The organism is Paraburkholderia sp. TE9906 (assembly GCF_056279605.1).
Genome location: NZ_JBWCCT010000013.1, coordinates 93,130 through 106,262, shown reverse-complemented (window position 1 = coordinate 106,262; position 13,133 = coordinate 93,130). Strand labels below are relative to the sequence as shown.

Genomic DNA, 13,133 nt, shown 5'->3' with positions numbered 1-13,133 from the left:
GAGGCCACTATGACATTGCCATCGGACACATCGGCGCTCGCGAGAGAAGGACGTTATTCCGGCCTGCGCGCCCGCGTCTTTTCGCCGACCGCGCTGCAGAAGCTGCTCGCGTTCGCGAGTCTGATCCTGATGCTGGTTTTCTTCAGCTTCGCTTCGCCGGCGTTCATGCAGATGGACAACATGCTCGGCATTCTGCAGGCAACGGCGGTCAACGGCGTGCTGGCGATTGCCTGCACGTTCGTGATCATTACGGGCGGCATCGATTTGTCGGTCGGCACGTTGATGACTTTCACGGCGGTCATCTGCGGCGTGTTTCTCACCTACTGGCATCTGCCGATGTGGGTCGGCGTCCTCGCCGCGATCGGTACAGGCGCAATCTGCGGGACCGTCTCGGGGACCCTCACGGCGAAAATGAAAATCCCGCCCTTCATCGCGACGTTGGGCATGATGATGCTGTTAAAAGGGCTCTCGCTCGTGGTCTCGGCCGACAAGCCGATCTATTTCACCGACACCGAAAATTTCTATCGGATTTCGCAGGATTCGTTCATCGGCTATCTGCTGCCGAGCCTGCCCATTCCGAACGCGGTGCTGATTCTGTTCTTTCTGGCGATCGCCAGTTCGATCACGCTCAATCGCACGGCGCTTGGCCGCTACACGTTTGCGCTCGGCAGCAACGAAGAAGCGGTGCGTCTTTCCGGTGTGAACGTCGATCGATGGAAGATCGCCATCTATGGCCTGAGCGGAGCGATCTGCGGCATTGCGGGGTTGCTCATCGCGTCGCGCCTGAATTCGGCCCAGCCGGCGCTCGGCCAGGGCTATGAGCTCGAAGCGATCGCCGCGGTGGTGATCGGCGGCACGTCGTTGAGCGGGGGCTCGGGCACGATTCTCGGTACGATCATCGGGGCGTTCATCATGAGCGTGCTGACCAACGGGCTGCGCATCATGTCGGTCGCTCAGGAATGGCAGATCGTCGTGACAGGCCTCATCATCATTCTCGCGGTCTATGCCGACATCCTGCGGCGCAGGAAGAGCTGACGCTGAGCCGGACAATTTCAAAGAAGGGAAGCGCAAAAAGGCTTCCTCAGCGGCTGAAGGTAGATGGTCCACCTTAGGAGGAGAAATTCCATGTTGAATCGAAAAATATTCGGTGTCGTGGTCGGGCTGGGCACTTTGCTTGGCGGGGCGAATCTCGCGTATGCGGATGACGTCTATATCCCGCTTATTTCGAAGGGCTTCCAGCATCAGTTCTGGCAGGCCGTCAAATCCGGCGCCGAGCAGTCGGCGAAGGAGCACAAAGTCAGGATCACGTTCGAGGGCCCGGAAACCGAAGCGATGGTCGACAAGCAGATCGACATGCTCTCGGCCGCGCTCGCGAAGAAGCCGCAGGCGCTCGGCATCGCCGCGCTCGACAGCAAGGCGGCGATTCCGCTGCTCAAGCGCGCGCAGTCCGCGAAAATACCGGTGATCGCGTTCGACTCCGGCGTAGACAGCGACATTCCGCTCACCACCTGCTCGACGGACAACGTGGCCGCCGCCGCGCTCGCCGCCGACAAGATGGCCGAGGCAATCGGCAATGCCGGTGAGGTCGGCGTGATCGTGCACGACCAGACGAGCCGCACGGGTGTCGATCGCCGCGACGGTTTCCTGAATCAGATGAAAAAGCATCCGAACGTCAAGATCGTCTCCGTGCAGTATGGCGGCGGCGACCATTTGAAGTCGGCGGAAATCGCCAAGGCGATGATCCAGGCCAATCCGAACCTGAAGGGCATTTTCGGCGCGAATGAAGGCTCGGCGGAAGGCGCGGCGATCGGCGTCAAGGAAGCGGGCAAGAAACTCGTGCTGATCGGTTTCGACTCCGGCAAGGAGCAGAAAGCGAACATCAGTTCGGGGCTCATGCTCGGCGCGATTACGCAGAATCCGGTCGGCATCGGCAAGTGCACGGTCGACTCGGCGGTGAAGGCGCTCAAGGGCGAGAAGCTGCCCCCGAAGATCGATACGGGCTTCTTCTGGTACGACAAGACCAATATGAGCGATCCGAAGATCGCCGCCGTGCTCTACGATTGACCGCGGTGCGTTGATGCGCGCCGATGCGCGATGAGCGGGGAAGGGCGTGCGGCCCTTCCTGCTTTCATGGCCCCGGTGGTTCTTGTGGCCCACGTATCGCGCGCGAAAGACCGTACGTTGAACTTGCAGCGCACCCATGCGTGCCGCCTGCGCTCATAGAAGGTGCATGCGCGCAAGCCGATCGCAGTGACCCCAGGAGCGTGTTCAGATGACGACGATCACCAGGCTGTCCGTGCGGGACATCCGCTTTCCGACCTCGCGTTCACTCGACGGCTCCGATGCGATGAACGCCGCGCCGGACTACTCCGCGACCTACGTGACGCTTGAAACGGATTCGCCGGCCTCGCTCACCGGCCATGGCCTCACGTTCACGATCGGACGCGGCAACGAAATCTGCGTGAGCGCGGTGCAGGCGCTCACGCCACTGATCGTCGGCAAAACGCTGGAGGATATCGCCGCGAACATGGGCGCGTTCTGGCGTGAGCTGACCTCCGATAGCCAGTTGCGCTGGATCGGCCCGGACAAGGGCGCGATCCACCTCGCGACCGCGGCCGTCGTGAATGCGACCTGGGACCTCTGGGCAAAAGCGCAAGGCAAGCCGGTGTGGAAGCTGCTAGTCGACATGAGTCCGGAAGAACTCGTACGTTGCCTCGATTTCCGTTACGTGACCGATGCGATCACGCCGCAGGAAGCCATCGCGATGCTGCATCGTCATGCGAAAACGCGCGGCGAACGCGAACAGGAAATGCGCGCGCACGGCTATCCCGCGTACACGACGTCGGCCGGCTGGCTCGGCTACGACGACGACAAGATTCGCCGGCTCGCGCGCGAAGGCGTCGCGCAGGGCTGGACGCATTTCAAACAGAAGGTGGGTGGCAACCTCGAAGAAGACATGCGCCGGGCCCGCATCCTGCGCGAAGAAATCGGCGAGAACCTGAAGCTGATGATGGACGCGAACCAGGTGTGGGATGTCGATGAAGCGATCGCGAACATGCGGCGGCTCGCGGAATTCGATCCGTGGTGGATCGAGGAGCCCACGAGTCCCGACGACATTCTCGGACATGCGGCGATCCGCCAGCGGTTAAAGCCGATGATCGGCGTGGCGACCGGCGAACACTGCCATAACCGCGTGATGTTCAAGCAACTGCTGCAGGCGCAGGCGATCGACTTCTGTCAGGTGGACAGCTGCCGCCTGGGCGGCCTGAACGAAGTGATCGTCGTGCTGCTGATGGCGGCGAAATTCGGTGTGCCGGTGTGTCCGCACGCGGGCGGCGTCGGTTTGTGCGAGTACGTCCAGCATATTTCGCTGTTCGACTATATCTGCGTGTCGGCCTCGCTGGAAAACCGGGTGCTCGAATACGTGGATCATCTGCACGAGCATTTCGTCGATCCCGTCGTGATCCGCAACGGCCGTTACATGCCGCCGGGGCGGCCCGGCTACAGCATCGAAATGCACGCGGCGTCGCTCGATCAGCATGATTTTCCTGCGGGCGCGGCCTGGCGGGTGTGAGCGGGAACGCATGGTTGGGCGGTGTTTCGTCGCCCAGACCATGCCTCGCTTCACGCGAGAGCGTGAGCGGATCTTTTCAACGGCATTGCCCGACTCCAGGCACTCAGGCTACGATCTGCGCCCTGCGCGATACGGTCTTCCAGTTTTGTTCGGCTGCGCCGACACGTTTGTCCTCCCTCCCCAAAGCTTCACGCGGCATGGCCTCGTGTCATCCCAGTATCGGCGGCTCCGCATTTTGCGATCTTGTTCATGGTGCGACGCCGCGAGGTCGGCCAGCTAGCCCCACCAGTTGGATTCCGCCGGATTTTCAACTATGGTCAATGAGCTCACGCTCTCGCGCCGAGGACAGCGATCCCGCGCCTCACGCCGAGAGAACGCAGAGTGTTCATTTTGACGCCGAGGGCTGTCAAAGCAGATCGCCCCTCGGCATGCCAACACATCGATGACTACCGAGGTGAAGCTCATGTCCAGGATGAAGGCTGTACAGGTGGAAACAGCAGGGGGCCCATTGAAGCTTGTCGAGCTGGAGGTTCGTGAACCGGGCGAGGGCCAGGTCCGCATCAAGGTTCAGGCTTGCGGAATTTGCCACAGTGATTCGTTGACCAAGGAGGGGCAGTGGCCTGGTCTGCAATTTCCACGGGTTCCGGGCCATGAAATAGCTGGCGTGATCGATGCCGTCGGAAGCGGCGTGGACGGATGGCGCGTCGGGCAGCGGGTCGGTGTGGGTTGGCATGGCGGCCATTGCGGGCGATGCACCCGTTGCCGTCAGGGCGACTTCGTCCTGTGCGAAAAAGCGCAGGTGCCGGGCATCAGTTACGACGGCGGTTATGCCGAATTCGTCGTGGCGCCGGTGGAAGCACTCGCCAGCATCCCGGACGACCTGTCCGATGCGGATGCCGCGCCGTTGCTCTGCGCGGGCATTACGACGTTCAATGCATTGCGCAATAGCGGCGCGCGGGCCGGCGATGTGGTCGCCATTCTCGGTATCGGCGGGCTGGGGCATCTCGGCGTGCAGTTCGCCCGGAAGATGGGCTTCAACACGGTGGCCATCGCTCGCGGACAGGACAAGGCCGCGCTGGCGAAAGAACTTGGGGCGCACCACTACATCGACAGCACGACGCAGAGCATTCCCGAAAAGCTCAACGAACTCGGCGGCGCGAAGGTCATTCTCGCGACGGTCACGAGCGGAAAAGCCATGAGCGCAGCGGTAGGCGGGCTGGGGCTGAACGGCAAGATGATCATGGTCGGCATTTCAGAGGAGCCGGTCGAGGTTCCCATCGCCCAGTTCATCATGGGCCGCAATTCGGTTCAGGGCTGGCCCTCGGGCACGTCCGCCGACTCGCAGGATACGCTCGCTTTCAGCGCGCTCTCCGGCGTCAAGCCGATGATCGAGGAGTTTCCGCTCGAACGTGCGGCCGAAGCATATGACCGGATGATGAGCGGCGCGGCGCGCTTCAGGGTGGTGCTGAAAGTTGCCTGATGTCCGGCGTGGTGCGTCGCGCTGATTTCCACACCGGCCGTGCGACGAGCACGGCCGGTGTGAGCGAACGCTGTTCCGCCTTCCCCTCACGCCGCAGCCGGATCGCTGCCCTTGATCCGGTAGAGGAGGAACGTCTGACGCATCTCGAATCCGAGGCGCTCATACAAGGCGATTGCCGAGTGGTTGTCGTCGAACACGTGCAGGAACGGAATGTCCCCGCGTTGCCTGATTTCCCGACGCAGGATGTTCATGAGGCGAGCGGCGAGACCTCTGCCGCGATACTCGTCATCCACGCAAACCGCGCTTATCTCGACGTAGCCGTCGAGCTGCATGCGTTCGCCCGCCATCGCGATCAGACGGCCGCCGTCGCGAATCCCGATGTAATGGCCCATCTGATGCGTTCGTTTGCCGAAGGGACCGGGCTTGGTCTTTTGAGCCAGCTCGAGCATGTCTGCGGCGTCGAGGTCGGTGAGGCGGATCACCTCGTCGTTCGTCCCGCCGGCTGGCTCGCCCGTCGCCACCATCTGACGCACGACGCCGATGTGCTCGCAGCGCACGGCCTCCATCTGCGGCAATGGGGCGAGGCTCAACATGGCCACCTGTTGCGGCGACGGCAGCAGCCCGCCGAGTTCCTGAAAAGCCGCTTCGGTTTCACTTTCGACGCCTGCAAACGGCGCGATATCCGGGTGGTAGCGGAAAGCGAGCCGGTCGCCCTCGCGCAGATGCGCCTGTCTGGTTGTTAGGGCAGACCAGACGGGGTTGTCGAGGGCAAGTTGGGCTGAGCGATTCATGGCTATCCTTGTGCTTGTGCTTGTGCTTGTGCGGCCAGGCTGCTGCGCCTTCGGGCGGCGTTCGGATCGACGTCACTGTAGATGGGAAGCGGCCATGGCACTAGTGTCGTAAATGCCAGATTTGGTGACACTTACGCCATTAAACTCACAGTCCTCGCCCTTGAGGGCCTATTCGATACCGCGCTTTGCGCCTGGCTCGACACGTTCACCAACGCGAATCAGCCGGCGATGCACCGGCAGCCCGGCACCGGCCACCCACGACCCCGCAGTTCCCATTTGCGAAAATACCTGTATGAATGTACAGTGTCTTGCGCAGAGCGTCGAGACAGTGAACCCGCTCTTTTTTCAGGGGGCAGCGAATGGACATGCGTGTGCGGATGCCGGTCGGCCATCCGATGCCGGAAATAGCCGCGTTTGTTGCCGAGATGAAATCGGCGTTTGGCGAGCGGGAGATCGACGAAGCGATTCGTCGCGGGAAAGCCGGTGAGCCGACGTTTTATGCCAGCGAAAACGGGCACGAGGTGGGAACGTCCATGGCGGCCGCAACGAATAACTGGCCGGTGGACCGGGCGGTGCGCGACCGGCATGACTGCGATGGGTGTGACGGCTCGTGCATGGGTGCCGCGAAGTCGTGCCATCCTTAATCGCACGCAAATAGACGGAGAAGACATGTTTCGATTGCTCGGTGCCGGAGTACTGCTGCTGACTATCGCGTCGACCGTAACAGCCGGCGAGCGTTACGTGGAAATCTGGAATCCGCCTGAGGCGCGTATCGGTAGTGCGGGTATTGCCGCCGGCAAGTGCGCGCCGAAGGCTCACAGTGCCGCCAGTTCCCGCCGCAACGCCACAAAGGTTTTGCCGCGGCGCGTGGCTGACCCGATGCCGCGATCCGCGCCGCCCAAACGCACGCCCATTGTCACGGCGAAGAAGCCGGCCGCCCCGCCTTCCCTCGACATACCCAGACTGATTACGCCGGAAGGCAACGTGTTGCGTGTCTGAAATGAACGAGGCCGTCATCGCTGGTTACGGGTTGTGCGCGACGTAGCTTCTGCAATTTGCTGCACGTGGTTGAAAAGCCCACTCCGCGTCGCCGTGTTCCGGTAACCTGGTGAATGAAGCGACAGCACGTCAATGCAGAGAGCGAAAGTGGAACCTGAAATCTACAAGGGCTATTCCGTCTGGGGCCATGCCATTCTTCAGGATGGCGGGTACGCGGCAGGCGGCACCATCATGCGCGCGGGCAAGCTGGTCGAAGGTTCAGGCGTGCTCGGCACGTTTGAAACCGACGAGGGAGCGCGCCTGGCTGGGCTCGAGTGGTGCCGGGCATGGATCGATAACCACGGTTGAACGTGTTTTGCGAACTGCGCTACACCGCCTTGCCTGCTTGAGGTGGCTTTGGCTGGTACCGTTGGCGTTGCCGCTGAATATTGCTGGCGAGCAAGGTGGATGGCCCCCGCGAGGCGGAAGCAGGCATGCCGAAACGGTGCTCAAGCGCCTGAAGCGTGGCGTGTCCGCGAGTTACTTCGCCTACCATTGCCATCCCGTCCGACCATCTCGCGTTAGATCTGGCATGCTCCGTGCGTTCCCATCTGCGTTCGCACAGCCCGCAGGCATCGCGCTCATCCGCTATCGATCGACATGGACGCCATCCGCACCAAACCCGGTTCGCCCCTCGTGCCCTCAGGCGCCGCCAGCGGCTTCGTCCGCGTGCGTGGAGCTCGCGAGCACAACCTGAAGAACGTCGACGTGGAGATTCCGCGCGATGCGCTCGTCGTGTTCACCGGCGTGTCGGGCTCGGGGAAATCGTCGCTCGCGTTCGGGACGTTGTACGCGGAGGCGCAGCGGCGCTACTTCGAATCGGTTGCGCCGTACGCGAGGCGCCTGATCGAACAGGTCGGCGTGCCCGAAGTCGACGCAATCGAAGGGTTGCCGCCGGCGGTCGCCTTGCAACAGCAACGCGGCACACCGAGTGCGCGTTCATCGGTGGGCAGTGTGACCACGCTGTCGAGCCTCGTGCGCATGCTCTATTCGCGCACCGGCGACTATCCGCCGAAGCAGCCGATGCTGTTCGCCGAGGACTTCTCGCCGAATACGGTGCAAGGCGCCTGTCCGACATGCCATGGGCTCGGGCGCGTGTACGAGGTCACCGAAAAATCAATGGTGCCCGACGACTCGCTGACCATCCGCGAGCGCGCGATTGCCGCGTGGCCGCCGGCGTGGCACGGCCAGAATCTGCGCGATATCCTGGTGACGCTCGGCTACGACGTCGATACACCATGGCGCGACTTGCCGAAAAAAGATCGTGACTGGATTCTCTTCACCGATGAACAGCCGACCGTGCCTGTCTACGCCGGCTTGACGCCCAGGGAAACCCGCGCCGCGCTCAGACGCAAGGACGAGCCGAGCTATCAGGGCACCTTTACCGGTGCACGCCGGTACGTGCTGCACACCTTTGCGAACACCCAAAGCGCGCTGATGAAAAAGCGCGTGTCGCAGTACATGGTCGGCAGCGGCTGTCCGAGTTGTCACGGCAAACGGCTCAAGAAAGAAGCGCTCTCGGTGAAATTTGCCGGGCTCGATATCGGCGAGTTTTCGCAGTTGCCGCTCGCGGGGCTCGCCACGCTGCTCGAACCGATCGCGCGCGGAGAATGGCCGGAGCCCGCCACGGTGACCAAGGCCAAGGGCGGCGTGCTCAGCAAAAGCGCGATGCGCGACGCCGTCGACAAGCGGGTTGCCGCGGGCGGCTCGGCGCATAAGGCGTCGCCCGACGTGCGGCGCACGCCGAACCTTTCGGAAGAAAAACGCGTCGCGGCACAGCGCATCGCCGCCGAATTGCTGGAACGCCTGGGCACGCTGGTTGACCTCGGTCTCGGCTATCTTGCGCTGGAGCGGAGCACGCCGACGCTGTCGTCGGGTGAATTGCAGCGCTTGCGACTGGCCACGCAACTGTCGTCGCAACTCTTCGGGGTCGTGTATGTGCTCGACGAGCCATCGGCCGGCTTGCATCCCGCCGATGGCGAAGCGCTCTTCAGCGCGTTGCAAGGACTCAAAGCGGCGGGCAATTCGCTGTTCGTCGTCGAGCACGATTTACAGATGATGCGGCGCGCCGACTGGCTGGTCGACGTCGGTCCGGCGGCGGGCGAGGCGGGCGGTCATGTGGTCTACAGCGGGCCGCCGGCGGGACTCGCGACGGTCGAAGCGTCGCAGACGCGCCGGCATCTGTTCGCGCCGCCCGCCCCCGTCGATCGCACACCGCGCGACGCCGCGGGCTGGCTGCGGCTCGTCAATATCACGCGCAACAATCTGCGCGGGCTGAGTGCCGCGTTTCCGCTCGGCTGCCTGACGACTGTCACGGGCGTATCGGGCTCGGGTAAATCGAGCCTCGTGAGCCAGGCGCTGCCTGAACTGGTCGCGAGCCGGTTGGGACGGATCATCGAAAGTCCGGACGAAGACGAACAGGATCCGCTGCTCGCCGGCGCAACGGTGCCCACGAGCGGCCACATCGTCGAGGGCATGAACGCGCTGCGGCGGCTCGTACGCGTCGATCAGAAGCCGATAGGTCGCACGCCGCGCTCCAACCTCGCCACCTACACGGGCCTGTTCGACCACGTGCGCAAGCTGTTCGCGGACACACCCACCGCCCGCAAGCGTCGCTACGGCGCGGGGCGCTTCTCGTTCAACGTCGCGCAGGGCCGTTGCCCGACGTGCGAAGGCGAAGGCTTCGTCAGCGTCGAGTTGCTGTTTCTGCCGAGCGTGTATGCGCCTTGCTCGACCTGCCACGGCACCCGCTACAACAGTGCGACGCTGGAAATCACGTGGTGCGATAAAAACATTGCCGAGGTGCTCGACCTGACGGTCGATGCCGCGTGCAGTTTCTTTGCCGAGGAAGCCGGCGTGATGCGGGCGCTAACCGTACTGCGCGACATTGGCCTCGGGTATCTGCGCCTCGGCCAGCCGGCCACCGAGCTGTCGGGCGGCGAGGCGCAGCGCATCAAACTCGCGACCGAACTGCAGCGCGCACAGCGCGGCGACACGTTGTACATACTCGACGAGCCGACTACCGGCCTGCATCCCGCCGACGTCGACCGGCTCATGGTGCAATTGCAGGGCCTCGTCGACGTGGGCAATACCGTGGTGGTGGTCGAGCACGATATGCGGGTGGCGGCGCAAAGCGACTGGGTGATCGACGTCGGCCCGGGAGCCGGCGACGCCGGCGGGACGATCGTGGCGAGCGGCATTCCGGCTGAAGTCGCGCGCGCGAAGGAGAGCCGCACGGCCGAGTATTTGCGTCAACTGGTTGTGGCGTGAACCTGGGAGGGCGCGTTGGCGTTGGCGAGCGTGCCATCAAAAACGCCGACAGTGTTGAAGCCGCCAAGCTCTGGCGCCTTGAGAAGAACGAGGACAGAAGAACGAGGAGTTAAGCAGGGTTGCCTTCGATCAACGCGCGGTATTCATTACTTGCGCACTGTCGAGTGCCTTTCCCCCGGATTTGAGTGACCGTTCTGAAGGACGATAGCAGGCCGCAACGGGTTGCGGCCTCGCGCAATCCTGTTATCAGCCGTGGCTTCGGCCGCACCCTTGAGCATCAGCCAAAGTGGCCGCCGGTTTCGAATAACGGGAACGCATTTGCGGCACACGCGTCACCAGCCATATTCCGCTGCAGACGAGAACGAGCGCCACGAGATTTTTCAACATCCATGATGTTCTCGTTCAGGCATATCGCCGATAACGCCGCGCCGAACACAGGCACCAGGAAATTGAAAACGGTGACTTTGCCGACCTGATTGTATTTGAGGAGCAAACTCCACAAAGTAAAAGCCACTGCGGAAAGGACTGCCAGATATCCCAGCAAGGTGGCCGATCCCGGCGTGAATTCGCGCAGCGTTGCGCCCGCGGCATAACCCATCGCTAACAGGACAATGCCGCCAGATCCTAATTGGTAGCCGGTCATGACCATGACGTCCATGCCCTGCGACACGCGTTTCCTGTAAATCGACGCGACGGAAAGAACAAAGGCGGCGATAACGATGAAGCCTTCGCCACGCAATGTAAATGCGAAGTCAAGCATGCCGCCGCTGAGATTGACGAGCGTTACGCCCGCGAATCCCAATAGACACCCGGCAGCTTTGCGCGGCGAAATCTTATCGTTCCTGTAAATAAAATGGGCGAGCAACACGCTGAAGAAGGTTGTAGTCGAGTTCAATATCGAACCGCGGACGCCTGTCGTGTAGGCAAGCCCGATATAGATGTGCCAGTTGCGCACGCCGTGCTTCGCTGGAGCGCTCGGGCATCGTCGAGATCGTGCACGGTGAACGCGCGCGCGTGGTCGTGCCCACGGCGGACCGGCTCATCGGACAGATTGCCGGCGGCGCCATGCATCTGCTGCGCACGTATCCCGACATGCTGGAGCATCTGAAGCACGCGCGGCTCTTTCTGGAAACGGGCACCGCGCGCATGGCCGCCGAACGCGCGACCGGAGAAGATGTCGCGCGGCTGCAATTGAGCGTGGCCCAGCATCGTGCGTCGATGGTCAATCTCGAAGAGTTCATCGAACGCGATATGGCGTTTCATCGCGAGATCGCGAAGATCAGCGGCAATCCGATTTTTCCGTCGATCGTCGAATCGTTGTTTCGCTGGGCCGGCGAATACTATCGGCCGCTTGTCCGCGCGCCGGGTGCCGAGGAACTGACGCTTTCCGAGCAGCAGCGTATCGTCGATGCAATCGCCAAACATGATGGCGACGAAGCATCGGAAGCCATGCGCGCACATCTGACTCGCGCCAACGAGTTGTATCGCACGTTGATCACGTAACGCTGCCTCAACGGGCCGAAGTCGCTCCGCTCGCCCGTTCATCGCAACCTGCCGGTGCGCTTTCGCGCATAGGTGGCTCTCACTATCACGCCGCGCTATCACACCGCGCATTTCGCCGTGGTCAGTGAAGCGAGATCGTCCTGTACGGTCGTCATCGGGAACTGAGGCGAAGCGCGCAAAGCGCCTTGTCTGCTAATCGAACGTCGGCTGGATTTCGGCCTGTTGCGCAGGTGCGTCGTCGGCACGATGCCGGGCCGCCTGAATCAGCACGAGGGCGAGACCCAAGGCTGCGATGAGCGCCCCCGTCAACGGCACTGCGTGATAGCCGTAGCCGGCCGACACGGTTGCACCGCCCGCCGCCGCGCCCAGTGCGTTGCCGAGATTGAATGCCCCGACGTTGACGGATGAAGCAAGCCCCGGCGCTTGCGCGGCGGCGCGCATCACGCGCAGTTGCAGCGGCGGCACGACGGCGAATGTCGCGATACCCCACACCAGTACAGCGGCGGCCGCGCCGAAGTGCGTCGTTGCCACCACAGGAAAGGCGAGCATCACGGCAATCAGCAGCACCAGAAAGCCGATCAGACTGCCGTAGAGCGAGCGATCGGCGAGGCGCCCGCCCGCAATATTGCCGATTGAGAAGCCGATCCCGACCAGCACGAGCATTACCGTGACGAACGTCGGAGACGCGCCCGTCAGTTGCTCGAGCGTCGGCGCAATGTAGGTGTAGAGCGTGAACATGCCGCCCGCGCCGAGCACCGTCGTGGCCATGGCGGTCAGCACGACCGGGCGGGTGAGGACCGCGAGTTCGCGGCGAATGTCGGGCATGCGGCCGGCTTCTCCGCGCGGCAGCGCCATCCAGAGTCCGAGCATCGCGAGAATGCCGAGGCCCGCCGTCGACGCGAACGACATCCGCCAACCGATGGCCTGGCCGAGCCACGTGGCGGCCGGCACGCCGCAGACGTTGGCGATGGTCAGTCCCATGAACATCGTTGCGACGGCGCTGGCCTGCTTGTGCCGCGGCACGAGGCTCGCGGCGACGACGGAGCCGATGCCGAAGAACGCGCCGTGGTTCAGGCTCGTGACGAGGCGCGCAAGCAGCTGCGTCAGATAGCTCGGGGCGATCGCCGAAAGCAGGTTGCCAATCGTAAAGATGCCCATCAGCGTGATCAGTGCGCTACGTTTGGACCAGCGCGCCAGCGCGAGTGTCATCAGCGGCGCGCCGACCATCACGCCAATCGCATAGGCGCTGATCAGCATGCCCGCTGCCGGAATGGTGACGTGCAGGCCGTCGGCGATGACAGGCAACAGGCCCATTGGCGCGAATTCCGTGGTGCCGATACCGAAAGCGCCGACGGCCAGCGCGAGCAGTGACAGCGTCGCGCGCGTCGCGCTGTCCGACACGTGTGATGACGGGTTCATGGTGAAGCGCCTCTATCCAAGTTCGTCGATGGAGGCGAAGTGTGCCTTGTTTACTTTT

General features: G+C 63.0%; 10 protein-coding genes and 2 pseudogenes. 9 read left to right on the top strand and 3 right to left on the bottom strand.

Translation table 11 applies throughout. From position 1 onward, the window contains the following. The first annotated feature begins 9 nt into the window (after positions 1 to 9). From ACZ9H4_RS28540 to ACZ9H4_RS28525, 4 genes are all read left to right on the top strand, one after another. Positions 10 to 1,035: an ABC transporter permease gene (locus tag ACZ9H4_RS28540; RefSeq protein WP_408146047.1), complete on the top strand. Its 1,026-nt coding sequence runs from the start codon at positions 10 to 12 to the stop codon at positions 1,033 to 1,035. Between the two features lie 90 nt (positions 1,036 to 1,125). Further along, positions 1,126 to 2,064, top strand: a complete 939-nt coding sequence (locus tag ACZ9H4_RS28535; protein WP_408146045.1) for an ABC transporter substrate-binding protein — start codon at positions 1,126 to 1,128, stop codon at positions 2,062 to 2,064. Between the two features lie 208 nt (positions 2,065 to 2,272). After that, complete coding sequence (locus tag ACZ9H4_RS28530) at positions 2,273 to 3,574, top strand: L-fuconate dehydratase (RefSeq protein ID WP_408146043.1); 1,302 nt, start codon at positions 2,273 to 2,275, stop codon at positions 3,572 to 3,574. 463 nt (positions 3,575 to 4,037) lie between these two features. Further along, positions 4,038 to 5,054, top strand: a complete 1,017-nt coding sequence (locus ACZ9H4_RS28525; protein ID WP_408146042.1) for an alcohol dehydrogenase — start codon at positions 4,038 to 4,040, stop codon at positions 5,052 to 5,054. A gap of 86 nt (positions 5,055 to 5,140) precedes the next feature. Here ACZ9H4_RS28525 and ACZ9H4_RS28520 read toward each other — a convergent pair whose 3' ends face one another. Next, the gene (locus ACZ9H4_RS28520; protein WP_408146040.1) at positions 5,141 to 5,845 is read right to left on the bottom strand and encodes a GNAT family N-acetyltransferase; all 705 of its coding nucleotides are present in this window, start codon (positions 5,843 to 5,845) and stop codon (positions 5,141 to 5,143) included. Positions 5,846 to 6,204: 359 nt separating this feature from the next. Here ACZ9H4_RS28520 and ACZ9H4_RS28515 point away from each other — a divergent pair, with 359 nt between their 5' ends. The 4 genes from ACZ9H4_RS28515 to ACZ9H4_RS28500 all read left to right on the top strand — a co-directional run bounded on the left by ACZ9H4_RS28515 (position 6,205) and on the right by ACZ9H4_RS28500 (position 10,153). Next, positions 6,205 to 6,489, top strand: coding sequence for a hypothetical protein (locus ACZ9H4_RS28515; protein ID WP_408146038.1), 285 nt, complete (start codon positions 6,205 to 6,207; stop codon positions 6,487 to 6,489). A 25-nt stretch (positions 6,490 to 6,514) separates the two neighbouring features. Beyond that, positions 6,515 to 6,844, top strand: a complete 330-nt coding sequence (locus tag ACZ9H4_RS28510) for a hypothetical protein (RefSeq protein WP_408146036.1) — start codon at positions 6,515 to 6,517, stop codon at positions 6,842 to 6,844. A gap of 147 nt (positions 6,845 to 6,991) precedes the next feature. Then, the gene (locus ACZ9H4_RS28505) at positions 6,992 to 7,192 is read left to right on the top strand and encodes a hypothetical protein (RefSeq protein WP_408146034.1); all 201 of its coding nucleotides are present in this window, start codon (positions 6,992 to 6,994) and stop codon (positions 7,190 to 7,192) included. A gap of 291 nt (positions 7,193 to 7,483) precedes the next feature. Next, positions 7,484 to 10,153, top strand: coding sequence for an ATP-binding cassette domain-containing protein (locus ACZ9H4_RS28500; protein ID WP_408146032.1), 2,670 nt, complete (start codon positions 7,484 to 7,486; stop codon positions 10,151 to 10,153). 246 nt (positions 10,154 to 10,399) lie between these two features. Here the strand turns inward: ACZ9H4_RS28500 and ACZ9H4_RS28495 are convergent. Continuing rightward, positions 10,400 to 11,090 (bottom strand): annotated as a pseudogene (locus ACZ9H4_RS28495) (DMT family transporter); the annotation flags it as partial. 26 nt (positions 11,091 to 11,116) lie between these two features. On the opposite strand from ACZ9H4_RS28495, the pseudogene ACZ9H4_RS28490 reads away from it, so the two are divergent. Continuing rightward, positions 11,117 to 11,656: pseudogene (locus ACZ9H4_RS28490) on the top strand (FCD domain-containing protein); the annotation flags it as partial. A 192-nt stretch (positions 11,657 to 11,848) separates the two neighbouring features. Here the strand turns inward: ACZ9H4_RS28490 and ACZ9H4_RS28485 are convergent. Further along, positions 11,849 to 13,075 (bottom strand): MFS transporter, encoded by a 1,227-nt coding sequence (locus ACZ9H4_RS28485; RefSeq protein WP_476122025.1) that lies wholly within the window; start codon positions 13,073 to 13,075, stop codon positions 11,849 to 11,851. Positions 13,076 to 13,133 lie beyond the last annotated feature (58 nt).